The organism is Sphingomonas changbaiensis NBRC 104936 (assembly GCF_000974765.1).
GTDB lineage: Bacteria > Pseudomonadota > Alphaproteobacteria > Sphingomonadales > Sphingomonadaceae > Sphingomonas_B > Sphingomonas_B changbaiensis.
The window spans coordinates 34,561-57,883 of the sequence record NZ_BBWU01000010.1 but is presented as its reverse complement, the minus strand read 5'-3'; the positions used below and the strand labels follow the sequence as shown (position 1 = coordinate 57,883).

The 23,323-nt window shown below is 66.8% G+C and carries 24 protein-coding genes; 15 read left to right on the top strand and 9 right to left on the bottom strand.

What is annotated here, in order from left to right:
* Nucleotides 1–100: 100 nt before the first annotated feature.
* Nucleotides 101–1,960, bottom strand: coding sequence for a gamma-glutamyltransferase family protein (locus SCH01S_RS02000; protein WP_046347100.1), 1,860 nt, complete (start codon nt 1,958–1,960; stop codon nt 101–103).
* A 205-nt stretch (nt 1,961–2,165) separates the two neighbouring features.
* On the opposite strand from SCH01S_RS02000, the gene SCH01S_RS01995 reads away from it, so the two are divergent.
* From SCH01S_RS01995 to SCH01S_RS01975, 5 genes are all read left to right on the top strand, one after another.
* Nucleotides 2,166–3,827 carry an MFS transporter gene (locus SCH01S_RS01995; RefSeq protein ID WP_046347099.1) on the top strand — a complete coding sequence of 554 codons (1,662 nt, stop codon included), beginning with the start codon at nt 2,166–2,168 and terminating at the stop codon, nt 3,825–3,827.
* Nucleotides 3,824–4,966 (top strand): HlyD family secretion protein, encoded by a 1,143-nt coding sequence (locus SCH01S_RS01990; protein ID WP_046347098.1) that lies wholly within the window; start codon nt 3,824–3,826, stop codon nt 4,964–4,966. Before SCH01S_RS01995 ends, SCH01S_RS01990 begins: the two co-directional genes overlap by 4 nt.
* A complete protein-coding gene (locus SCH01S_RS01985) occupies nt 4,963–6,348 on the top strand; it encodes an efflux transporter outer membrane subunit (protein WP_046347097.1) in 1,386 nt (461 codons plus the stop codon). The genes SCH01S_RS01990 and SCH01S_RS01985 overlap by 4 nt, the downstream gene beginning before the upstream one ends.
* Before the next feature lie 47 nt (nt 6,349–6,395).
* A complete protein-coding gene (gene rimO, locus SCH01S_RS01980) occupies nt 6,396–7,730 on the top strand; it encodes a 30S ribosomal protein S12 methylthiotransferase RimO (RefSeq protein WP_046347096.1) in 1,335 nt (444 codons plus the stop codon).
* 107 nt (nt 7,731–7,837) lie between these two features.
* Nucleotides 7,838–8,425, top strand: a complete 588-nt coding sequence (locus tag SCH01S_RS01975; protein ID WP_046347095.1) for a PEPxxWA-CTERM sorting domain-containing protein — start codon at nt 7,838–7,840, stop codon at nt 8,423–8,425.
* Between the two features lie 52 nt (nt 8,426–8,477).
* Here SCH01S_RS01975 and SCH01S_RS01970 read toward each other — a convergent pair whose 3' ends face one another.
* Together SCH01S_RS01970 and SCH01S_RS01965 are read right to left on the bottom strand one after the other, a co-directional pair.
* Entirely contained in the window at nt 8,478–9,239 is a 762-nt protein-coding gene (locus SCH01S_RS01970; protein WP_157032767.1) for a hypothetical protein, read from the bottom strand.
* Nucleotides 9,240–9,268: 29 nt separating this feature from the next.
* Complete coding sequence (locus SCH01S_RS01965) at nt 9,269–9,802, bottom strand: DUF1697 domain-containing protein (protein ID WP_046347093.1); 534 nt, start codon at nt 9,800–9,802, stop codon at nt 9,269–9,271.
* Between the two features lie 60 nt (nt 9,803–9,862).
* Here SCH01S_RS01965 and SCH01S_RS01960 point away from each other — a divergent pair, with 60 nt between their 5' ends.
* Nucleotides 9,863–10,324 carry a ferritin-like domain-containing protein gene (locus SCH01S_RS01960; protein WP_245612133.1) on the top strand — a complete coding sequence of 154 codons (462 nt, stop codon included), beginning with the start codon at nt 9,863–9,865 and terminating at the stop codon, nt 10,322–10,324.
* 7 nt (nt 10,325–10,331) lie between these two features.
* Here SCH01S_RS01960 and SCH01S_RS01955 read toward each other — a convergent pair whose 3' ends face one another.
* Nucleotides 10,332–10,778 (bottom strand): hypothetical protein, encoded by a 447-nt coding sequence (locus SCH01S_RS01955; RefSeq protein ID WP_046347092.1) that lies wholly within the window; start codon nt 10,776–10,778, stop codon nt 10,332–10,334.
* Nucleotides 10,779–10,862: 84 nt separating this feature from the next.
* On the opposite strand from SCH01S_RS01955, the gene SCH01S_RS01950 reads away from it, so the two are divergent.
* The 4 genes from SCH01S_RS01950 to argC all read left to right on the top strand — a co-directional run bounded on the left by SCH01S_RS01950 (nt 10,863) and on the right by argC (nt 14,532).
* Nucleotides 10,863–12,263, top strand: coding sequence for a leucyl aminopeptidase family protein (locus SCH01S_RS01950; RefSeq protein WP_157032766.1), 1,401 nt, complete (start codon nt 10,863–10,865; stop codon nt 12,261–12,263).
* Nucleotides 12,264–12,399: 136 nt separating this feature from the next.
* Nucleotides 12,400–12,753 (top strand): MarR family transcriptional regulator, encoded by a 354-nt coding sequence (locus tag SCH01S_RS01945; protein WP_046347123.1) that lies wholly within the window; start codon nt 12,400–12,402, stop codon nt 12,751–12,753.
* On the top strand, nt 12,656–13,594 hold the full coding sequence (locus SCH01S_RS01940) for a C40 family peptidase (protein WP_046347090.1): 939 nt from the start codon (nt 12,656–12,658) through the stop codon (nt 13,592–13,594). Before SCH01S_RS01945 ends, SCH01S_RS01940 begins: the two co-directional genes overlap by 98 nt.
* Entirely contained in the window at nt 13,591–14,532 is a 942-nt protein-coding gene (argC, locus tag SCH01S_RS01935) for an N-acetyl-gamma-glutamyl-phosphate reductase (protein WP_046347089.1), read from the top strand. Before SCH01S_RS01940 ends, argC begins: the two co-directional genes overlap by 4 nt.
* Before the next feature lie 47 nt (nt 14,533–14,579).
* On the opposite strand, the gene SCH01S_RS01930 is transcribed toward argC, so the two are convergent.
* Nucleotides 14,580–15,053 (bottom strand): EF-hand domain-containing protein, encoded by a 474-nt coding sequence (locus SCH01S_RS01930; protein WP_046347088.1) that lies wholly within the window; start codon nt 15,051–15,053, stop codon nt 14,580–14,582.
* A 180-nt stretch (nt 15,054–15,233) separates the two neighbouring features.
* Here SCH01S_RS01930 and purB point away from each other — a divergent pair, with 180 nt between their 5' ends.
* Complete coding sequence (purB, locus tag SCH01S_RS01925) at nt 15,234–16,553, top strand: adenylosuccinate lyase (protein ID WP_046347087.1); 1,320 nt, start codon at nt 15,234–15,236, stop codon at nt 16,551–16,553.
* On the opposite strand, the gene SCH01S_RS01920 is transcribed toward purB, so the two are convergent.
* The 3 genes from SCH01S_RS01920 to dnaK form a co-directional block, all read right to left on the bottom strand.
* Nucleotides 16,548–17,048 carry a GNAT family N-acetyltransferase gene (locus SCH01S_RS01920; protein WP_245612132.1) on the bottom strand — a complete coding sequence of 167 codons (501 nt, stop codon included), beginning with the start codon at nt 17,046–17,048 and terminating at the stop codon, nt 16,548–16,550. The two genes, purB and SCH01S_RS01920, sit on opposite strands and share 6 nt — an antisense overlap.
* The gene (gene dnaJ, locus SCH01S_RS01915; protein ID WP_046347086.1) at nt 17,032–18,144 is read right to left on the bottom strand and encodes a molecular chaperone DnaJ; all 1,113 of its coding nucleotides are present in this window, start codon (nt 18,142–18,144) and stop codon (nt 17,032–17,034) included. The genes SCH01S_RS01920 and dnaJ overlap by 17 nt, the downstream gene beginning before the upstream one ends.
* A gap of 106 nt (nt 18,145–18,250) precedes the next feature.
* Nucleotides 18,251–20,170 (bottom strand): molecular chaperone DnaK, encoded by a 1,920-nt coding sequence (gene dnaK, locus SCH01S_RS01910; RefSeq protein ID WP_046347085.1) that lies wholly within the window; start codon nt 20,168–20,170, stop codon nt 18,251–18,253.
* 155 nt (nt 20,171–20,325) lie between these two features.
* Here dnaK and SCH01S_RS01905 point away from each other — a divergent pair, with 155 nt between their 5' ends.
* From SCH01S_RS01905 to SCH01S_RS01890, 4 genes are read left to right on the top strand one after another with little or no spacing between them, the layout of a single operon-like run.
* Complete coding sequence (locus tag SCH01S_RS01905; protein ID WP_046347084.1) at nt 20,326–20,778, top strand: copper chaperone PCu(A)C; 453 nt, start codon at nt 20,326–20,328, stop codon at nt 20,776–20,778.
* 25 nt (nt 20,779–20,803) lie between these two features.
* A complete protein-coding gene (locus SCH01S_RS01900; protein WP_046347083.1) occupies nt 20,804–21,274 on the top strand; it encodes a hypothetical protein in 471 nt (156 codons plus the stop codon).
* Nucleotides 21,275–21,289: 15 nt separating this feature from the next.
* Nucleotides 21,290–21,766, top strand: coding sequence for a hypothetical protein (locus SCH01S_RS01895; protein WP_157032764.1), 477 nt, complete (start codon nt 21,290–21,292; stop codon nt 21,764–21,766).
* Nucleotides 21,763–22,524: a hypothetical protein gene (locus SCH01S_RS01890; RefSeq protein ID WP_046347081.1), complete on the top strand. Its 762-nt coding sequence runs from the start codon at nt 21,763–21,765 to the stop codon at nt 22,522–22,524. The genes SCH01S_RS01895 and SCH01S_RS01890 overlap by 4 nt, the downstream gene beginning before the upstream one ends.
* 6 nt (nt 22,525–22,530) lie before the next feature.
* On the opposite strand, the gene tpiA is transcribed toward SCH01S_RS01890, so the two are convergent.
* Nucleotides 22,531–23,274: a triose-phosphate isomerase gene (gene tpiA, locus SCH01S_RS01885; protein ID WP_046347080.1), complete on the bottom strand. Its 744-nt coding sequence runs from the start codon at nt 23,272–23,274 to the stop codon at nt 22,531–22,533.
* Nucleotides 23,275–23,323: the final 49 nt, after the last annotated feature.

Genomic DNA, 23,323 nt, shown 5'->3' with positions numbered 1-23,323 from the left:
CAACCGCCGAAAAAACGGCTGTTTTCTGGGGATTGTGACGCTTAAGGCACAGTCGCGACGGATGCCGTAGCGTCACTGTCCGGACATGGTGGCCGGGCGGTCAATAGGCCAGGGCGCAGCCGTCCGCGCGCATCTCGCTGGCGGCGGCATAGACCCGGTCCTTGCCGTCCATCCGATGCTCGATACACTCGTATCGGCCGAAGCCGCCGTCCGGCTCGCCGATCGTCCAGCCAAGATCGGCCAGCGCAGCCTTGGTGCGGTCCGGCACGCCTGTTTCCAGCCGCAACAAGCCGCTCGCCGGTAAGCCGGGCGCGTCCTCGCCCATCGATTGGGACGATCCTTCGTGATGCCAGCGCGGGCTGTCGCCGGCCGACTGGATTTCCAGCCCATAGTCGACCCGGTTGACGATGATCTGCGTCTGGCCCTGCGGCTGCATGTCGCCGCCCATAACGCCGAAGCTCATCCAGGGCCGGCCGCCCTTGCCGGCAAAGCCGGGGATGATCGTCTGGAAGGGGCGCTTGCCGGGCGCATAGATGTTGGGATGGCCGTCCTTCAGGCTGAACAACTGGCCGCGATCCTGGAACATGAAGCCAAGGCCGTCCGCGACCAGGCCCGATCCCATGCCGCGGAAGTTCGACTGGATCATCGACACCATCATCCCGTCCTTGTCGGCGGTGGAGAAATAGGTGGTGTCGCCGTGGCTGGGCGCCTTGCCCGGGTACACGGGCGTGAGAATGCGGTCGCGGCGGATCAGCGCGGCGCGCTGGGCGGCATATTCCTTGGAGATCAGCCACTCGACCGGCACCTTGGAAAAATGCGGATCGGCATAGTAGCGGGCCCGATCCTCGTAGGCGAGGCGCTTCGCCTCGACGCACCAGTGCAGCGCTTCCGGCGACTGGAATCCGGCGCCTTCCATGTCGAATTGCTCGATCATGTTCAGCATCTGCAGCGTCGCGATGCCCTGCGTGTTGGCGCCGAGGGCGTAGACGGTGGTGCCGCGATAATCGGTCGAATTCGGCTCGATCCATTCGCTGTGGTGTGCCGCCATGTCGGCGCGCGTCAGCCAGCCGCCGATGCGCTTGAAATAGCGCTCGATCGTGTCGGCGATCGGCCCGTTGTAGAAGGCGTCGCGCCCGCCTTGGGCGATCATCCGGTAGGTGCGCGCGAGATCGGGGTTGCGGAACACATTGCCCGGCTTCGGCCCCTTGCCGTCGGCGAGGCCATAGGTGCGGATGGCGTTCGCCGTTTCCTCGACGCCCGAGCCTTGGGCCACGAACCCGGCCAGATTGGCGCGAATGTACCAGGCGATGATGTCCGGCACCGGCGCGCCATTCTCGGCCAGCGCGATGGCCGGCGCCAGAACCTCGGCCCAGGGCAGCTTCCCGTGGCGCTGGTGGAGCGTCCACCAGGCATCCACGGCGCCGGGGACGGAGACCGTCACCGCCCCGCGCGGCGGCAGCGCGCCGTTCTTCGCGCGGGAACGGACGATATCGAGCGTCAGGGCGCGCGGCGACTCACCCGACCCGGCGATGCCTACGACCTTCCCCTGTTTCGGATCCCACAGCATCGCATAGCAGTCGCCGCCGATGCCGCTGGAGGTCGGCTCCAGAAAACCCAGGCAGGCATTGATCGCGACCGCCGCATCGACGGCCGAGCCGCCGCGCTTCAGGATATCGATGCCGGCCTGCGTTGCCAGCGGATGGGCCGTGCCCGTCGCGCCTGAGAGACCATAGACCGCGGAGCGCGAGGCGAAGCTGGCCCCGAAGGGTCGGTCGCCGGCCTGCACGTCGGGACGGACGAACCGGGGCTCGCCGGCCAGCCATTTCTTGGGCAGCGATTGCTCCGGGGCAGGCGCGCCGCCCTGGCCGGGCCCAGCCGGCGTCGCGCGCTGCTGCTGGCCGAGAAGCGGCGACGCGAGCGCAGTGGCAGGCAGGGCGGCGAGGAAGGTACGACGGCGCATGGATGGGCTCCCCTGGGCGTTTGGCGCGATCGAAGAGCCGCGCTTTGTGACGGTGGTGGGCGAAGAAGCGCCTTCAGGTCAATGCCGCGACTCTCCGGCACAGGACGGTTGCCGGGATTGCGATGCTCAAACCCTGATCGGCATCAGGCGAAAATCGTTTCGCCCCGACTGATCTTTCGGGCTGCATGTGCATTGTCAGCGCGCCATGATCGCCGCGCGCATCCGCAACTTCCTGGCCGAAGAGGAATGGACCTTTGCGCCGCACGAGCGCCCGGCCCTGCCCGGCTCGCCCGGCTCGCCCGAGCACCCGCCGGTCCGCCGCTTCTGGTACGGTGCGATCGGCGTGCTGGTCGGCATCACCGGCGGCCTCGGCAACGCGATGATCTCGGTCAACACGACCGTGCTGCAAGGCTCGCTCGGGTTCGAACCCACGGAGATCGCGTGGCTGCCGATCGCTTATGTGATGACCAACACGTCGATCAACCTGCTGCTGATCAAGTTCCGCCAGCAATTCGGCCTGAGGCCGTTCGCGATCATCTTCCTTGCGCTCTATGCCCTCTTCACCTTCGCCCATCTGTTCGTGCGCGATTTCTGGTCGGCCGTCGCGGTGCGTGCGGCGAGCGGGATGGCGGGCGCCGCCCTGTCGTCGCTGGGCCTCTATTACATGATGCAGGCCTTTCCCGCGCGCTGGCGGATCAAGGCGATCATCGTCGGCATCGGGGTGCCGCAATGCGCGATCCCGCTTGCACGCCTGTTCTCGCCCGAGCTGCTGGCCATGTCGCAATGGCGAACGCTGTATCTGTTCGAATTCGGCCTCGCGATGCTCTCGCTGGGCGCCGTCACCTTCCTGCGTCTGCCGCCATCGGAGCGGATCAAGGCGTTCGAGCCGCTCGATTTCGTCACCTTCGCTCTATTCGGCGGCAGCATGGCGCTGGTCGCGGCGGTGCTGGGCGAAGGCCGCATCGTCTGGTGGACCCAGGCCGAATGGATCGGCTGGGCGCTTGTCGCTGCGATCCCGATGTTCGCGGCCGCGATCGCGATCGAGCATTACCGGGTCAATCCGCTGCTCAACACAAGGTGGCTGGGCAGCGCCGACATCGTGCGCTTCACGATCGTGACGATCATGGCGCGCATCGTGCTGTCGGAGCAGACCTATGCCGCGGTCGGCCTGCTGACGGCGCTCGGCCAGAACAATGATCAATTCGGGACGCTCTACATCATCATCCTTGCCGCCTCAATCGCGGGCGTCGTCGCGAGCGCCATCACCATCAATCCGGAAAAGCTGACCCCGGCGGTGATGCTGTCGATCGGCCTGGTCGCGATCGGCGCGTTCGCCGACTCCTTTTCAACCAGCCTCACCCGGGCGCCGCAGCTCTATCTGACGCAGGCGCTGATCGCCTTTGCCGGCACCTATTTTCTGGGTCCGTCGCTGCTGTTCGGCATGACCCGCGCACTGCAACTGGGGACCGGGCATATCATCAGCTTCATCGCGCTGTTCGGGATCGTGAACGCGATCGGCGGGCTCGGCGGATCGGCGCTGCTCGGCACCTATCAGGTGGTGCGCGAGAAAGCGCACAGCGCGGCGATCGTGCAGACCGTCTCGCCGACCGATCCGATCGTGGCCGCGCGGATCGCAGCCGGCGGCGCGGCGGTCGGGCGCGTGGTCGGCGATCCCTCATTGCGGGCAGCGGAAGGCGGCGCGCTCCTCTCGCAGACCGCGACGCGCGAGGCCAATGTTCTTGCCTTCAACGACACGTTCCGGCTGATCGCGATCCTCGCTGCGCTGACGACGGCCTATCTCGCCTTCCTCATGATACGGCGGAACTATCGCGCGCGCCGGCTCGCTTCGGTGCAGGCTTCGACATGAACGACACTGCCACTCCTGTGACCGCGTCGCCCGTCACCGACGAACGCGCCGCGGAAATGACCGCTCCGCCGGCGGGATCCGGCTGGCGCCCCGCAAAGCCGTCGCGAACCGTGCTGATCGTGATCGTGCTGATTGCAATCGCCGGCATCGGCGCTGTGCTGGCGGCGTGGCGCCTGCCGCCGTTCGCGACCGACTTCGAGACGACCGACAATGCCTATGTGCGCGGCCGCACGACAGTGATCAGCCCGCAGGTCAGCGGCTATGTGACGCAAGTGCTGGTCCGCGATTTCGAGACGGTGCGCGCAGGCCAGCCGCTGATCCGGATCGACGACCGCATTTATCGCCAGCGCGTCGACCAGGCGGCGGCGACGGTTGCGGGACAACAGGCGACCCTCGCCAACAGCGAGCAGGCGGCCCGATCGCGCGCGGCCAGCCTTCAGGCGCAGCAGGCTGCCGTCGCCAACGCCCAGGCGCAGCTACAGCGGGCGCAGGCCGACATGAACCGGGTCAATGACCTGGTGCGGGACGGTTCCGTCTCGCTCCGGGAACGGGACCAGACGCTGGCGGCGCTGCGCCAGGCCGAGGCCGGCGTGATGCAGGCCAAGGCCGCGCGCGCGATCGCGGTGCAGGATGTCCGCACGGTAGAGGTCGGCCGCGGCGGCCAGGAAGCCGGCGTGTCCGGCGCAGAGGCGGCGCGGCGCCTCGCCCAGATCGACCTTGCCAACACAATCGTCCGCGCGCCTGAGGCCGGACGTCTCAGCGAAGTGGGCGTTCGCAACGGGCAATATGTCACGGCCGGATCGCAGCTGATGTTCCTGGTCCCGGCCGACACCTGGGTGATCGCAAACTTCAAGGAAGCGCAGACCGCGCGCATGGCCGTCGGGCAGCCGGCCAGCTTCACCGTCGATGCGCTCGCGAACGCGCGGCTGACCGGGCGGGTGGAGCGCATCTCCCCGGCCGCCGGGTCCGAGTTTGCGGTGCTGAAATCGGACAATGCGACCGGAAACTTCACCAAGGTGCCGCAGCGGATCGCGGTGCGGATTACGGTCGATCCCGGCCAGCCGCTTGCCGCTCGCCTGAGGCCCGGCATGTCGGTCGAGGCGCGGGTCGATACGTCGAGCGGGCCGCGTGTAAAATGAGGAAGCAATGGGCGGCCGCGATGCTGGCGCTGACGGCGAGTGGCTGCATCGGTCCGCGCCCGGCCGCTCCGCCCGAGACCGCGGTTGCGCCGCCGCCGGCCTGGCGCACCGAACTCGGGCCGGGCGCGCCGATCCGCGCCGATTGGTGGTCGGCGTTCGGCGACCCCGTGCTGACCGGCCTTGTCGGCCATGCGCTCGCTGCCAACCCCGATCTCGGCGCGGCCGCTGCCCGGATCGAGGAAGCACGGGCGCAGGAACGGCTGTCGCGCGCGCAGCTGTTTCCGTTCGTCAACGCGACCGCGTCGGCGAGCGAAGCGCGCGCGCTCAATCCGCTCGGGGTTCCGACGACGAATACGGGGGCTCAGCCGGCAGTGACGGCCAGCTACGATCTCGACCTGTTCGGCCGCCTGCGCGAAGCGAATGCCGCGACCCGCGCCCAACTGCTCGCGACCGCGGCGGCGCGCGACACGGTGCGGCTGGGCATCGTCAGCAGCGTCGCGACCGGCTATATCACGCTTCGCGCGCTCGACGCGCGACTGGCGATCGCGCGCCAGACGCTCGCAGCACGCGCCGAGGCGCTGCGGATCGCAAGGCGGCGTGCGGAAACGGGCTACACGTCCAACCTGGAGCTGCACCAGGCCGAGGCCGAATACCGCGCCACCGAGCAGCTGGTCCCGCAGGCGGAGCTCGCGATTGCGCGACAGGAAAATGCGCTCAGCGTGCTGGTCGGCGGCACGCCGGGCGCGATCGCACGCGGCTTGCCACTCGACCAGCTGATCACACCGCCGATCCCGGACGGCTTGCCCGCGAACCTGCTGCGCCGCCGCCCGGACCTGTTCCAGGCCGAACAGACGCTGGTCGCGGCCGACCGGACGCTCGACAGCGCGCGCGCCGCGCTGTTACCCAACATCACGCTGACGGGCTCGGCCGGCCTGCTGCTGTCGACGGCGCTGTCGAACCCGGTCGGCGTGTTCTCTCTCGGCGGCAGCATCCTCGCGCCGATCTTCGATGCCGGCCGTCTCGGCGCGCAGGCCGACATCGCAGCGGCGCGGCGTGACCAGGCCGCCTTTGCCTATCGCCGCGCCGCGCTGAACGCGTTCCGCGAAGTCGACGACGCGCTTGCCGGCGTCCTCCGCTCGGGCGAGCAGGCGCAGGCCCTTGCCGGCCAGCGGGATGCGCTTGCGGCCGCGCTGTTCAACGCCTCGGAACGCTATCGCGCCGGCTATTCCTCTTATCTTGAGCAATTGGACGCGCAACGAGGGCTGCTGGCGGCCGAATTGGCACTGGTTCAAGCCGAGGCGGACCGGCTGAACGCCTATGTCTCGCTCTACCAGGCATTCGGCGGCTGGTCGCCGACCGAGGTCGCATCGCTCAGCCGCTGATCCTCTGGAAAATCGGGCCGATACGCACTATGTGGCGCGCCTTCCCTATGGCTACTACTCTTCCCACGCCGCCCAAGGTGGGCATGGTTTCGCTCGGCTGTCCGAAGAACCTGGTCGATTCCGAGCGGATTCTGACCAAGCTGCGCGCCGACGGCTATCAGATGTCGCCCGATTATGCCGGCGCGGACGTGGTGCTGGTCAATACCTGCGGCTTCCTCGATTCCGCGAAGGAAGAGAGCCTTGAGGCGATCGGCGAAGCGATTGCCGAAAACGGCCGCGTGATCGTCACCGGCTGCATGGGCAAGGAAGCGGAAGTGATCCGCGCCCGCTTCCCGGACGTGCTCGCCGTCACCGGCGCCCATCAGTACGAGCAGGTCGTGGACGCGGTGCATGAAGCGGCGCCGCCGATCCCCTCACCCTTCATCGATCTGGTGCCGGAGGCCGGGCTGAAGCTCACGCCGCGCCACTATAGCTATCTGAAGATTTCCGAGGGCTGCAATCACCGCTGCGCCTTCTGCATCATCCCCTCGCTGCGCGGCGACCTGGTCAGCCGGCGGCCCGACGCGATCCTGCGCGAGGCGGAGAAATTGGTTGCCGCGGGCACCCGCGAGCTGCTCGTCATCAGCCAGGACACGTCTGCCTATGGCGTCGACCTGCGCCATGCGGAGTGGAACTGGAAAGGGGCCCCGGTCCGGGCGCACATGACCGACCTAGCGCGCGAGCTGGGCAAGCTCGGTGCCTGGGTGCGGCTCCACTATGTCTATCCGTATCCGCACGTCGAGCAGGTGATCCCGTTGATGGCGGAGGGCCTCGTCACGCCCTATCTCGATATTCCTTTCCAGCACGCGTCGCCGAAGGTGCTGAAGGCGATGAAGCGACCGGCCAACGACGCGAAGGTGCTGGAGCGAATCAAGGCGTGGCGGGCAGTCGCGCCGGACCTTTCGATCCGGTCGAGCTTCGTCGTCGGCTTTCCGGGCGAGACCGAGGAGGATTTCCAGTACCTGCTCGACTGGCTGGACGAAGCTCAGCTCGACCGCGTCGGCGCGTTCCGGTTCGAGCCGGTCGAGGGCGCGGCGGCGAATGCCCTGCCCGATCCGGTGCCCGAAGCGGTCAAGGAAGAGCGCTACGCCCGCATCATGGAGAAGACCGCCGCGATCAGCGCCGCCAGGCTGGCCGCGAAGGTCGGCCGCACGCTTGATGTGATCATCGATGAAGTGGACGAGGATGGCGGCGCGACGGCTCGGAGCCAGGCCGATGCGCCGGAGATCGACGGCAACGTCCTGCTCCGCGATGCCGGCGGGCTGGAGCCGGGCGACATCGTTCCCGTGCTGATCGAGGACGCCGACGAGCATGACCTGTTCGGCGTTCCCTTCGCCGGCTGACTCCCGTCCCGTTTCGGGACTCGCGATCCAACAACCCCGCGTAGATCGATCGGAACGAAGGCGATATGAGCGCCTCGGGCCAATCAATTCATAATCATAAGGGGTTAATGGTGCTCAAGAAACTCGTTGCTTACGTCGCCGCGGCTTTCGCCGTCGCGATGGTTCCCGCGGCAGCCCAGGCCGCCGTCGCCACGCTAAGCTATGACGGGAATGTCGCCGGCACGGCCGGCGGCACGCCGTTCGACACCGCGCTGTCCGTCTCCGGCCAGCTCGACGCCGATCCGTCGGCACCGATCCCGGTGTTCAATTATACCGACGTGAAGCTCGGCCTGCCGGCATTCGGCGTGGTCGACTTCGCGCTGCCCGATCTGCAGATCGGCCTGCTTCCGTCCTTTCCGGGCGCGAGCGGCCCGGCGCTGTTGTTTGTCCTCCCGAGCTTTGGCCCGGTCGCGGGCTTTGCCCTCGATTTCACCAGCCTGACGAACATCGGCCCGAACCAGGTGTCGATCAACGCTTCTCTGCTCGGCGCGACGCCGTTCACGATCGGCGGCACCGATATCAACGTGACCGCCAGCACGGGCATTTTCACCATCACGTCCGTGCCGGAAGCGGCAACCTGGGCGATGATGATCGTCGGCTTCGGCGCGATCGGCGGCACGCTCCGCCGCCGTTCCAGCCGGACCGTGTTGGCCTGAACCGCCGCGGGCGCTCCGCTCAGCGCGGGGCGCCCGTTACCGGAGTACCGGCCTAGCCCTGGATGAGTGAGGTTTTCCCCCGCCGATACCAGCGTACGATCACGATGATCGCCACAACCGGTATGCCGAAGTTCAGCAGCCACGGCCCATAGGGGCCCATCTTCAGGGCCTGAGCGCCAAGAACTGAGACATTGACGAACAGGATGGCCCAAGCGCCGGTCGCCCAATTCAGGCCGAATCCGACATAGCCAAGCAAGCTGCCGATCGTCCAAAGCCAGCGATGATCAAGCCAACGTCGACGCCAGATCAATACCACTGCCCAGAGGCACGTCAGCGGGCATGCCGCCATGATCGCGAGCCAGATGTATCCGAATACGCCCCGGTCGGCCCAGCGGAACTGATTGAGGGTCGGGTCTGCCGTAACTCGCTGAACGTGGAAACCGGCAAGCTCCATAGTGCCCGGCACCCCTTGCAACGTGATGTCGATCACGGCCCAGTGGTCTCCCGCTCCGGCGTGAAGCAGGAAAGTCTTGGTCGTGGGGCGGTTTGTGGCCGAGACAGAGTTGACCGAGTCGATCGAAAACGGGCCGGGCACGACGGCCAGCATGCGCCTGATCTGCTCGATCGTCTCCGGAACCTCCGATCGCAGCTGCGGCTGAACTTCCGCTTCTATGTCACTCGACCGGCCATCGCGCAGTTCCTGAGCGATCGTGAGAACCTGGGCCTGCTCGTCCCGGCTGGCGATGCGGTCGATCATCGCCTGCTGCGAACAAGCCGCCAGAAACAGGAGAAACAGCGCGACCAGGCGCTTCATTGTCGATCTCATCGATGTGATGCGGCCCATCATGCCCCGGCGCTGGAACGACCGAGATCGTCCGCCACCGCCGCCAGCTTGGCGATCGTGTTCATGTTGCGGGCAGTGCCTGCCGCGGCGGCGGGGATCTTCAGTTTCGAATCCGCCATTCCCTCGCCATAGTGGACGTAGATTTCGCGGCGGCCCAGCCGCAATTCCTCTCCGTTTTGGCCGCTGATCTTGTCGAGCGCATCCGGCGGCGGCGCCGTATCGAGGAAGATCGCGACCGTGCGGTTCGGCGCCTTGTCCGGGAAGGGATTGCCGGCCAGCACCGCCTTCATCTCGGCCGGCGTCCGGACCAGCACGCCGACCTTCTTGCCGGCATAGGCCTCCAGCTTCGCCTCAAGCGCGGCCTGCACCTGCGCCTCATCGCCGCTTGCATCGAAGACCACGTTGCCGCTGGCGATATAGGTGCGAACCTGGCCGAAGCCGGCCGCTTCGCACATGGCCTTCAGCTCCGTCATCGGCAGCTTGCCGGTGCCCCCGACATTCACGGCTCTCAACAGCGCCACATACCCGGTCATCGAAACTCCCGCACCCATTTGCCGTCCGGCGCGTTCTCGTCCCGACACCAACTGGAGGCAATGATGATTGGATCGGACAAGGACATCTCGACGCTCAACTCGCTGATCAAGACGACGATCGACAGCGTCAACGGCTATCAGGAATCGGCCGAGGCGGTCGAGAGCGAGCGCTTCAAGAGCATGTTCCGCGAACTGGCGCAGGACCGACAGCAGGTCGTTCCCAAGCTGCAGGCCGAAGTGTCGCGGATGGGTGGCAATCCCGAGGACGACGGCTCGACCGCGGCGGCGATGCATCGCGGCTGGGTCGATCTGAAGTCGGCGATCACCGGACGCGACGACAAGGCCATCATCAACGAGGTCGAACGCGGCGAGGATTACATCAAAGGCAAATTCGAGGACGCGCTGAACAGCGGCGACCTGTCGCCGGAATGCCGCAATACCGTCCAGCAATGCTATGAATCAGTGCGGCGCGGCCATGACCGCGTCAGCGAACTGAAGCACGCGATGGAAGGCACGCACTGACGGATGCTTAGAATCTCAGCCTGCCGCTGACCGACAGGCGCGAGTCGCTGGCGGTTCGCCACGAACCGCTCAGCGCCGCGCCGATGTCGGTCGTCCATTGCTGGCGCGCCTCGACACCCACGGACCAGCCCGGCGCGTCCGGGCCTGCCTGATACAGGGAACCGCTGAGGCGCACCCCGCGGGACTGCATCGCCTTGCCGGAAACCAGCTCGGCGGCGCGGGCGATCGCCGGGTCGGTGCGATCCTGGAATCCGCCGAGTTCAAGCGCGCCGTCGTCGCTCCACATGCCCAGCGCGGCCGATGCCGAACGACCGCCGGCCGTCTCCGAGACATGGAGGCCCACGCGATCGTTGCTGGAGACGTCCAAAGTGAGGCTCGGCCCCACCGCAGCCGCGGCGACAGGGTCAAGGGAAGCCAGGCCCATCGCAAGTGCCGATCCGAACCGCACCAGCATACGAGATCCTTCGCGAGATCGCTTTTGCGATCACAGCATCAATATGCGAGGAGCGATTAAGGTCCCTCTTTCGGAATGCAGTTAGTGAACGCTTTAGCCTCTCTCGTGCAGCCCGATCGCGGCCAGAGCGCGCACGCGATCGTTCCCGTCGATAAACAGGGGCTTGAGGACTGGCTGAAGAGCCTGCCGCCGCGCGCCAAGACGGCCGCTGCTGCCCAGCGCTTCGCGGCCAAGCCGGGGGAGCTTGCCGTGCTGCCCGGCGACGGCGCCGAGGACTGGTCGGTTGCGGTCGGCGTCGAAAAAGCCGACGCGCTCGGCCCCTGGTGCCTCGCCAAGGCGGCCGAGAGCCTGCCCGAAGGCAGCTATCGGCTGGAGGGAAGCCCCAGCGGCGCGCTGCTCGGCTGGCTGCTCGCGCAACACCGATTCGACCGGTACAAAAAGGCTGAGATCGCCGCCGGCCCGCGTGTACTGCTGACCGGGGACGCCGCCCGTATCGACGAAGCCGTTCACATCGCCGAGGCGGTCGCGCTGGTCCGCGATCTCGTCAACACCCCGACCGAGGATATGGGTCCGGCCGAGCTTCAGCAGGCGGTCGAGCACGTGGCGGCCGCTTTCGGCGCGACCGTCACTGCGACGACAGGGGACGCGCTGGAAGACGGCTATCCGCTGGTTCACGCGGTCGGTCGTGCCGCCGCGCGGGAACGGTCGCCGCGGCTGATCGAGCTCGAATGGGGCAACCCTGCCCATCCGCGGGTGGCGGTCATCGGCAAGGGCGTATGCTTCGACACCGGCGGCCTCGACATCAAGCCCGCATCCGGCATGCGGCTGATGAAAAAGGATATGGGCGGTGCCGCGCACGCGCTGGCGCTCGCGAAGCTCATCATGGGCGCGCGCTTGCCCGTGCGGCTCCATCTGCTGATTCCCGCCGTCGAGAATGCGATTTCTGCCAACGCGATCCGTCCGGGCGACGTGCTCCGAAGCCGCAAGGGACTGACTGTCGAGGTCAGCAATACCGATGCGGAAGGGCGGCTCATTCTGGCAGACGCGCTTGCCCGGGCGGCAGAGGAAAGCCCCGCGCTGATGGTCGACTTCGCGACGCTGACCGGCGCCGCTCGGGTCGCGCTCGGCCCCGACCTGCCCGCGACCTTCGCCAACGACGACAGACTTGCGGCCGACCTGCTCGAGGCCGGCACCGCGGAGGCCGACCCGCTCTGGCGAATGCCGCTCTGGGCCGGCTATGACGAGATGCTGCGATCCGACATCGCCGACATCGACAACGCGCCCGAAGGCGGCATGGCGGGATCGGTGACGGCTGCCTTGTTCCTGCAACATTTCGTCGACGCCGCCACGCCCTGGGCGCATCTCGATACCTTCGCCTGGCGCCCCGCGGCCAAGCCGGGGCGGCCGAAAGGGGGCGAGGCATTGGGGCTTCGCGCCGCCTGGGCGATGCTCCGCACACGCTACGCGCCCGTCTCTTCGACCTAATTTCGATACTCTCGCGAAACCGACGTCACGCCCACGCGTTCGGGAGGGCAAGACGTGAAGCCATCCGGATCGCCCTCGGCCGATGCGCAGATGGCGGAGGAGAGTGTCCGTGGCGGAAAACGGCCTGCAGAGCTGGATGCGAACATTGCTTGCCTATGTTCGTTCCGGCGACCCCGATCTCACCAACCGGCAAATGGCGCTGCTTTTGCTGGTCTATCTGAAACCCGGTCCACACACGGTGCGCGGCCTTGCCAAGGCGCTGAATGTTTCAAAGCCGGTCGTCACCCGCGCCTTGAACAGGCTTGGCGCGCTCGGCTATCTGCGCCGCCAGCGCGACGATGCGGACCGCCGCAACATCTTCGTCGCACCGACGCGAGAAGGGGCGGATTTCCTTGAGCATTTCAAAGCGCTCATCGGCAGCGGCGGCGGCGGCCAAGGCGGCGAAAAGCGCAGTCACCGCGCCGAGTCCCGCGAAGCCGTGCACGCCTGAGCGGCGGCGCTTCGCCCTCACCGGCCCGTCACGGGCGCTCGATCACCGCCAGCACGCGGCACGCCGCGACCTGGCCGACGTGGCCGTCGCCGGCCAGTGGTTCGCACCGCATTACGCTGTTCCGGAGCCGAAGAGCTGCGGGATCCAGGGCACCGATATCCTCTCGGCCGACAACAAGGGCGCACGGATCAGTCAATTGCTGCCGGGCGAAGGCTTTGCCGTGCTGGAGCAGGCCGGCGACTGGGCCTGGGGTTTCAGCGAGCATGACAAGTATGTCGGCTACGTCCGCGCCGACGCGCTGGTCGAAGCCGGCCAGCCGACCCATGTCGTCGATGGCCCGGCCGCCCTGCTGTTTGCGGAGCCGTCGAGCCGCGCTGCGATCACCGCCGTTCTGCCGATGGGCAGCCGCCTGGCGGGCCATGTCGAAGGCGCGTTCCTCGTAGCAGACGACGGCTATGTGCCAACGCAGCAGCTTCGGCCCATAACTGAGTCGGTCGCAGACGCCGTCGTGGCAGCGGAAAGACTGGTCGGCGCACCCTATCTGTGGGGCGGGCGCGGCGTTGGCGGGATCGACTGTTCGGGGCTGGTCCAAATCGCTTTCGGACTGGCCGGAATCGATCTGCCGCGCGACAGCGATCAGCAGATGACCGCCGGCGGTCCGGCGACAGGCGAACCCTGCCGGGGCGACCTGCTGTTCTGGGATGACCACGTGATTATGATGACCGGGCCCGACACGGCGATTCACGCCAACGGGCACTGGATGCGAACGGCCGTCGAGCCGCTTGCCGACATTGTTGCGCGACTGGGCGAGCCGATCGCGAAGCGGCGGATAATGATATGACAGCACAAGTGTTCATCGACGGCGGCGCCGGCACGACCGGCCTTGAGATTGCCGAGCGGCTCGCGGGCCGCACCGACCTGCAGCTGATCCGCCTGGAGGAGGCTCGACGCAAGGACCCAATCGCACGCGGCGAAGCGCTGAACGACGCGGATGCCGTGATCCTCTGCCTGCCCGACGACGCGGCCCGGGAGGCCGTGACGCTGATCGACAACCCGCGCACGCGCGTGATCGACGCGTCCACCGCACACAGGGTCGCGGAGGGCTGGGCCTACGGTTTTCCCGAGCTCGAACCTGACGGCGCGGCGCGGATCGCGGGAGCAAGGCGGGTGTCGAACCCCGGCTGCTACCCGACCGGCTTTCTTGCGCTGGTCCGACCGCTGGTGCGCGCGGGGCTGCTTGATCCGGCGACCCCACTGACCGTTAACGCCACATCCGGCTATTCGGGCGGGGGCAAGGCGATGATCGCGGCGTTCGAGGACCCGCACGCGGCGGGGGCTACTGACACGGCGTTCCGGCTCTACGCGCTCGGCCTGGCCCACAAGCACATCGCCGAGATGCAGGCGCATGCCGGGCTCGCCCGGCCGCCGCTGTTCGCTCCCGCCGTCGCGCACACCTATCGCGGCATGACCGTGGAGGTTCCCCTGCCGATCGCACCGCCGCTGGCAGAAATCCGGGCCGCTCTTGCCGAGGCCTATGCCGGGCGGCCGCTGGTGCGCGTCGCCAGCGCAGAGGAGGCGGACGCAACGGCGCTGGTCAAGATCGAACGGCTCGCCGGCACCGATGCGCTGGAGCTGTTCGTGTTCGGGAATGAGCGCACCGGCCAGGCCCGGCTGGTCGCGGTGCTCGACAATCTCGGCAAGGGCGCAGCGGGTGCCGCGGTGCAGAACCTGAACCTGATGCTCGGCCTGGACGAGCTGAGCGGGCTGCGCCGGATATGAAAAGGGCGGCCAGCGGCCGCCCTTTTCGTCTTCGCGTCGCCTGAGGCTCAGCCCTTCAGGAAACCCGCCAGCTCGTCCTTGTTGACGGTGCCGCTCTTGTCCTTGTCGGCCATCGCGAATGCCGCGGTGGTCCAGGCTTCGGCGTCCTTGACGGCCGCCTTCTGCGCCGGATTCTGATCGCGAAGCGCAGTCATCCAGGCGCCGAACTCGGCCTTGGACAGGCTGCCGTCACCGTCAGCATCATATTTCGACCAGTCGGCCGAAACGACGGCCGCGACCGCATCCGCCGAGTTGGCCGGTTGCGCCGCCGGCGCGGCCGCCGTCGTCGGAGCAGCGGTTGCGGCAGCCTGCGGCGTCGCTGTCGCCGCCGGCGTGGCGGCGGTGGTCGGCTGCTGCGCGGCCGTCGACGGCGTCGCTGCGGCCGCAGGCTGGGCGGTGTTGGTGGAAGCAGGCGCAGCGGTTTGCGCCAGCGCCGGAGCAGCGATCGCAACCGCGCTCATCAGCATAAGGCTCTTAAGCATCGGAACTCCTTCGTCTTTCCGTCGTTCACTTGGCGTTAAGCCATTGAAAACGCTCACCCTGTTTTAGCTGAACGTCAACAGCCATATGGTTCCCTTCGTTCCGCAAGACCATCGTTTGCGGCCCCTGCTTGTCCCTGCTATCGCCCGCCTCGTCGTAAACGCCCCACACAGAGCAGCCGCATGATCCCCCGCTATTCGCGCCCCGAGATGGTCTCGATCTGGGCGCCCGAGACCCGTTTCCAGATCTGGTTCGAGATCGAGGCACATGCGCTCGATGCGATGGCGGAGCTGGGCATCGTTCCGAAGGATGCGGCGGCGAAAGTCTGGGACGCGCATCGGAACGCGCCTCCGTTCGATATCGCCCGCATCGATGCGATCGAGGCCGAGACGAAGCACGACGTGATCGCGTTCCTGACGCACGTGTCGGAGCGGACAGGCCCCGAGGCGCGGTTCCTGCACCAGGGCATGACCAGCTCCGACGTGCTCGACACCTGCCTGGCGGTGCAGCTTGCCCGCGCGGCCGATATCCTGATCGCCGATATCGACGCGTTGCTGGCGGTGCTGAAGCGCCGCGCGTTCGAGCATAAGCTGACGCCCACGATCGGCCGCAGCCACGGTATTCATGCCGAGCCGGTGACGTTCGGGCTTAAGCTCGCCGAAGCCTATGCCGAGTTCAGCCGCAACCGTGCCCGGCTGCTGTCCGCGCGCGCCGACGTTGCGACCTGCGCGATTTCAGGGGCCGTCGGCACGTTCGCCAATATCGATCCGCGCGTCGAAGCCTATGTCGCCGAGAAGATGGGCCTGACGCCCGAGCCGGTCTCCACCCAGGTGATCCCGCGCGACCGCCACGCGATGTTCTTCGCGACGCTGGGCGTGATCGCCTCGTCGATCGAGCGGTTGGCGATCGAAGTCCGCCACCTGCAGCGCACCGAGGTGCTGGAGGCGGAGGAATATTTCTCGCCGGGCCAGAAGGGCTCGTCGGCGATGCCCCACAAGCGCAACCCGGTGCTGACGGAAAACCTGACCGGTCTTGCGCGGATGGTGCGCGGCTATGTGACGCCGGCGCTGGAGAATGTCGCGCTGTGGCATGAGCGCGACATCAGCCATTCGTCGGTCGAGCGCTATATCGGCCCGGACGCGACCGTGACGCTCGACTTCGCCCTCGCCCGCCTGACCGGCGTCGTCGACAAATTGCTCGTCTACCCTGAGCGGATGATGAAGAACATCAACCGGATGGGCGGCCTGATCCACTCACAGCGCGTGCTGCTGGCGCTGACCCAGGCCGGCGCGAGCCGCGAGGACGCCTACAAGCTCGTCCAGCGCAACGCGATGAAGGTGTGGGAGTCGGACGGCGCCTTGTCGCTCGAGGAGCTGCTCAAGGCCGACCCCGACGTGACGCATTATCTGTCAGCCGACGAGATCGCCGACAGGTTCGACCTGGGCTATCACCTGAAGCACGTCGACACGATCTTCGGACGGGTCTTCGGGGCTACCTCATAGCAGGCTGAACGCCGCCGGATATTCGACGGCTCCGGAAGCGGCAGGCAGTGGCGACAAGAGCGGCAGCAGCATGAAATGGGAGCCAGCATAGGGGCTTTCGAAAGCACGCGCAGCATCAGCTCTGAAACCAAATCGCGCGTAATAGGCCGGTTCGCCGAGCAGGAAGATGCCGTCCCATTCCGCAACCCGCGCCCGCTCGATCGCAGTGCGCACCAGTGCGGCGCCGATCCCCTCGCGCTCGCGGGCGGGCGCGACTGCCAAGGGCGCGAGACCGAGCGCCCGGAACGGCGCGCGTATCCGCGACAGCAGCACATGGCCGGTGATCGCGCTGCCATCCGCGGCGACGAGTTCAATGACGGCATCGCCGTCAGCACGTACCGCCTCGACCAGCCGGGCTTCACCGTCCTGACCGAAAGCTTCGCGCAGGACACGCCCGATCGCGACGCGATCGCTGTCGCGTGCGTCGCGAATGTGCAGCTCAGCCGCCGATGGCACTCTTCAGCTTTTCGAAGAAGCCGCGGCTCTGCGGGCATTCGTCGCCGGTTTCGGTGGCGCGGAATTCCTCCAGCAACTGCTTCTGTTTCGACGACAGCTTGGTCGGGGTCTCGACTTCGATCTGCACGACCAGGTCGCCGGTGCCGCGGCCGTTCAGGACCGGCATGCCGGCCCCGCGCTGGCGAAGCTGCTTGCCGGACTGGATGCCCGCCGGGATGCGGATCTCGTGGCGCTGCTTGTCCAGGCCGGGGACCTCGATCGAGCCGCCCAGCGCTGCAGTCGTGAAGCTGATCGGGCAGCGGCAATAGAGAGTCGTGCCTTCCCGCTCGAAAATCGCGTGTCGCGCCACATGCAGGAAGATATAGAGGTCGCCGCAGGGCGCGCCGCGCGGGCCGCACTCGCCCTCGCCGGTCAGGCGGATGCGAGTGCCTTCATCGACGCCCGGCGGGATCGTGACCGACAGCGTCTTCTGCTTGTCGACCCGGCCCTCGCCATAGCAGACGCCGCACGGGTCGGCGATCACTTCGCCCACGCCGTGGCAGGTCGGGCAGGTCCGTTCAACGACGAAAAAGCCCTGCTGCGCGCGGACCTTGCCCATGCCGCCGCAGGTGTTGCAGGCGCGCACGCCAGCGCCAGCCTTGGCGCCGGTCCCGGCGCAGGCGCCGCACTGGGCCGAAACGTCGATCGTGACTTCGGTCGACTTGCCGTGGAACGCGTCTTCCAGGCTGATCTCGAGATCATAGCGCAGGTCGGCGCCGCGCTGCGGCCCGCGCGGGCCCTGGCGGCCGCCCATGCCGAAGATGCTCTCGAAAATATCGGCAAAGCCTTCGAAGCCGGCGCCGGCCTGGTGAAAGCCGCCGCCACCCCCCTGGAATGCGGCGTGACCGAACCGGTCATAGGCCGCCCGCTTCTGCGGATCCTTCAGGCACTCATAGGCTTCGTTGATGGCCTTGAACCTGGCTTCGTTGTCCTTGCACCCGCCATTCTTGTCCGGGTGATATTGCATCGCGAGCTTACGGTAGGCGGACTTGATCGTCGCCCCGTCGGCGGTCCGCTCGACCCCCAGCAGCTCGTAATAATCAACTTCGGTGCTCATGCTGACCCCGGGAGCATGCGTATCTCGACTTCGCTCGATACGAACGGACGTGGGTGAACCCTAGAGCCGTTCGCTTCGAGCGAAGTCGAGAAGCGTTTCAACGCAATCAGCCCTTGTTCTCGTCCACTTCCGAGAACTCGGCGTCGACCACATCATCGTCCGCAGCGGCGCCTTCCGGAGCTTCCGCGCCCGGCGAGGCAGCCGCGGCCTGTTCCTTCTCGTAGATGGCCTGGCCGAGCTTCATTGCCGCCTGGGCGAGCGCCTGGGTTTTTTCAGACATCTGATCGGCATCGCCGCTTTCGACTGCCGACTTGGCTTCGGCGAGCGCGCTTTCGATTTCACCCTTCACCGACGAGTCGACCTTGTCGCCATGCTCGGCGAGCTGGCGCTCGGTGGTGTGGATCAGCGATTCGGCGTTGTTCTTCGCCTCGGCCGCGGCACGCCGCTTCTTGTCCTCTTCGGCGAAGCGCTCGGCATCCTTTACCATCTGGTCGATGTCGGAATCGCTGAGGCCGCCCGAGGCCTGAATGCGGATCTGCTGTTCCTTGCCGGTGCCCTTGTCGCGCGCCGACACGTTGACGATGCCGTTCGCGTCGATGTCGAACGTGACCTCGATCTGCGGCACGCCGCGCGGCGCCGGCGGAATGCCGACCAGGTCGAACTGGCCGAGCAGCTTGTTGTCCGCCGCCATTTCGCGCTCGCCCTGGAACACGCGGATCGTCACCGCCTGCTGGTTGTCGTCGGCAGTCGAATAGGTCTGCGTCTTCTTGGTCGGGATCGTCGTGTTGCGGTCGATCATCCGGGTGAACACGCCGCCCAGCGTCTCGATGCCCAGGCTCAGCGGGGTGACGTCGAGCAGCAGCACGTCCTTGACGTCGCCCTGCAGCACGCCGGCCTGGATCGCTGCGCCCATCGCCACGACTTCGTCCGGGTTGACGCCGGTGTGCGGCTCCTTGCCGAAGAAGTTCTTCACGACCTCGCGGACCTTCGGCATGCGGGTCATGCCGCCGACCAGCACCACTTCGGCAATGTCGGACGCCTTCATGCCGGCATCGGCCAGCGCCTTCTTCACCGGCTCGATCGAGCGCTGGATCAGCGGCTCGACCAGCCGCTCCAGATCGGCGCGGGTGATCGTCTCGACCAAATGCAGCGGCGTTGTCTGGCCGCCTTCCATGCGCGCGGTGATGAAGGGCAGGTTGATCTCGGTCGTCTGCGCCGAGGACAGCTCGATCTTCGCCTTTTCGGCCGCTTCCTTCAGCCGCTGCAAGGCAAGGCGATCGTTCTTGAGGTCCATGCCCTCCTTCGCCTTGAACTTGTCGGCCAAATACTCGACCAGCTTGGCGTCGAAGTCCTCGCCGCCGAGGAACGTATCGCCGTTGGTCGACTTCACCTCGAACACGCCGTCGCCGATCTCGAGGATCGAGATGTCGAACGTGCCGCCGCCAAGGTCGTAGACCGCGATCGTCTTGCCGTCCTGCTTCTCAAGCCCATAGGCGAGCGCAGCCGCGGTCGGCTCGTTGATGATGCGCAGCACTTCAAGACCGGCGATCTGGCCGGCATCCTTGGTCGCCTGACGCTGCGCGTCGTTGAAGTATGCGGGAACGGTGATCACCGCCTGGGTGACGGTTTCGCCGAGATACTGTTCGGCGGTTTCCTTCATCTTCTGCAGAATAAAGGCCGAAATCTGCGACGGCGAATAATCGTTGCCGCCCGCCTGGACCCACGCGTCGCCGTTCGAACCCTTCACGATGTGATAGGGCACCAGCTCGGTGTCCTTCTTCGTGATCGGATCATCGAAGCGGCGGCCGATCAGGCGCTTCACCGCGAAAATCGTATTGTCGGGATTGGTGACCGCCTGGCGCTTGGCCGGCTGACCGATCAGCCGCTCGCCATCCTTGGTGAAGGCGACGACGGACGGCGTGGTGCGCGCGCCCTCGGCATTTTCGATAACTTTGGGCTTTCCGCCCTCCATTACGGCGACGCAGCTGTTGGTGGTGCCGAGATCGATCCCGATAACTTTGGCCATTTTTCCTCTATGTGCCCCTATGCTCGATATTGTTCAGAGCAGCCCCGAAACGGCGGCCACCCGCGTTACGGAGGCGATATAGGGCGGCTTGTCCTTGTCGCAAGGACGGGCAAATCGTAGAGAAATGGCCGGTTCCCCTGTGGAGGCTCCCGCTTATGACACGCATCGCCCTGCTTGGCCTGACCGCACTGTCCGCCGTCGCACTTACCGGCTGCGCGAAGAAGGCGCAGCTGAACGTTACGGATGCGTACGTCCGCTACTCGCCCGTACCGGATAACCCGTCAGCCGCCTATTTTACTGTCCATGGCGGCGACAAGGACGTGAAGCTGATCGACGTCTTGACCGACGTCGCGATCCGCACCGAAATGCACGAGAGCATGAAGTCCGGCGACATGGCGTCGATGAAGCGGGTGATGAGCGTGACGATCCCGGCGCACAGCATCGTCAAATTCGAGCCCGGCGGGCTGCACGTGATGCTGTGGAAGATCAATCCGGGCCTGAAGCCGCCCAAGTCGATCACGCTGACCTTCGCCTTCTCGAACGGCGAACGCATTCAGGCGGATGCCCCGCTGATCGCGGCCGGCGATGCGGCTCCGTCCGCGAAGTGACCTGCGCCCGTCACCGGCATGACGAATGAGGGACAAGGGCCGCCCGCTCACGTCCGACGAGCGCGCCCTTGCCGCCTCGATGTTCGGAACCGCGATCGACTATGACCGCGTCCGCATCCACGCCGCGACATGGTGGCCGTTTCAGCCAAAGCGCGTCGCGATGGCGCCCGACGGCCATATCTGGCTTCACCCGCAGGGCAGCCTTTATTGCGACGACTTCACCGCACAGGGCCTGGGCGCCCAGGGGCTGTTCATCCACGAGATGACGCACGTGTGGCAGGCGCAGGTTCGCGGGCGCTGGTATCTGCCGCTAATGCGGCACCCGTTCTGCCGCTACGGATACAGCCTTGTGCCCGGGCGGCCGTTCGAGCGCTACGGATTGGAGCAGCAGGCCGAAATCGTGAAGCACGCCTTCCTGGCGCGGAACGGCGTCAGCTTGCCTGACAAGCCGCCGATCGGGACTCTCGAAGCCCTGTTGCCCTTCACGCGAGAATGAAGCCGCCCTCGCGTCTTGCAAACCGACGATGATGCGATCATCCTCGCGTTTGAACGGGGGGCTAAGTCATTGCGGTTTCTGAAGACAATTGCGGGTGTCTTGGCTGCCGTACTGCCCGTCGCGGCGGCATCGGCCGAGCCGGCCTTTTACTTCCATAAACCGGCCGTTGACCGAGAATCCTTCGCGGCCGATCTGGGCAGATGCGTCGAGCTGGCCGGCGGGGTCTCGGTGCGGCCGCAGGCACCCTATTCCGCCAATCCCTATGCCGCCGCAGCCGGCGGCTTCTTCGCCGGAATGATGGCGTCGCGGGAACGGCGGGCGATGATCGGCAGCGTCATGCGCACCTGCATGGCGGACAAGGGCTATCGCCGCGTCACCGCGCCCAAGACGACGCTGCGCGCACTCAAAGATTTGAGCGACGACCAAAAGCTGGCTCGTTTGTTCGACCTGGCCACCCGGCCTGACCCTCTGGGAGACGTGCTTCCACGATGAACAGTCCATCACGCCTGATCGCCGTTGCGCTGCTGACCGCTCCGTGCGCGGCCCACGCCGTCGCTCTCAAGACGGTTCCCGCCGCGCTCAACCCCGCAAAGGCCTATGTCCTTGTCGAATACAAGCGCGTGCCGAACCCGATGGCCGGCGTGCCGTTTTCCGCGAAATATCTGCCGCAGATGGGTGGATTGTCGCTCGGCCGCTACGATCCGGCCCTGGGCGACATTCGCGGGCTGGGCAAAGCGGCCGCGAACCCTGTGGCGGACAAGCGGGGTGCGATCGAACCGTTCCAGAATCGCCCGGTGGCAAAGACAGAAACGTCGCTGCTGTATCTGCACGAGGTGGAGCCCGACACCTATGTGGTGATGGGCTGGGCCAACACATCCTTTTCGCTCGGCTCCTATACCTTCGAGGCAAAGGCCGGCACCGTCACCGATCTCGGCATCATTTCGGCGGAACCCGATTGGCCGAAGGGAGAGGAACCGAAGCCGGCCACGTTCGGCAGCGTATTCGGCGCGGCGCTCGCGGGACCGTTCGCCAAATCGCGTCCGGTCGCCCCGTCGCGCGTATCGTTCCGGCCACGGAGCCAAAACGACGCGCCTCTGCCCGCCGCCCTGCCGGCCGACCGGATCGTTCCCGTCGCCTTCCAGCGGGGCGCGACGTTCGGCAATTATCTGGGCGGCATGGTCAACCGCATCGAAGGCGTCAATTCGGGCAGCGCCGAGGCACCGGCCGAGGCGGCTCCGACCGGACAGTAAACTGGTCTAGACCGACGCCGCCGCTTCGATGATCGGCACGAAATCGGCCGCCGTCAGGCTGGCGCCGCCGACCAGCGCGCCGTCGACATTGGCGACCGCCATCAGCTCGGCCGCGTTCGACGGTTTGACGGAGCCGCCATAAAGAATGCGAACGCCGTCTGCCTCCGCCCCGAGCAGGCCGCCGAGCTTGGCGCGGATCGCAGCGTGCATTGCGGCAACATCTGCGGCGGTCGGCGTGCGGCCGGTGCCGATCGCCCAGACCGGTTCATAGGCGACCACCAGCTCCGCGGCCCTGGCGCCTGCCGGGATCGAGCCTTGAAGCTGGGCTTCGACGACCGCGACCGCCTGGCCGGCATCGCGTTCGGCCTCCGTCTCGCCGACGCAGACGATCGCGATCAGGCCGACGGCGATCACGGCGCGCGCCTTCGCGCAGACTTCCTCATTGGTCTCGCGCTGATCGGTGCGTCGTTCGCTGTGCCCCACGATCACAAGGCGCGCGCCCGATTCCTTTAGCATCTCCGCAGAGACGCAGCCGGTGTGCGCGCCTTTCAGATTCTGATGGCAGTCCTGCGCGCCGATCGCGAGATCGCCACGCGCGGCGGCGGCGCCGATCAGCGTGAACGGCGGACAGATCGCGACATCCACCGCCGGGTTCGCCCGCGCCGCCGCGGCGATCGCGTCCAGCTCGGCCAATTGCGCCAGGCTTCCGTGCATCTTCCAATTGCCGGCCACCAGCTTGCGTCGCGTCATGTCACTCCCTCTCGCCCAATCCGCGCCGGTTAGAGGAAGCTTCGGCGCA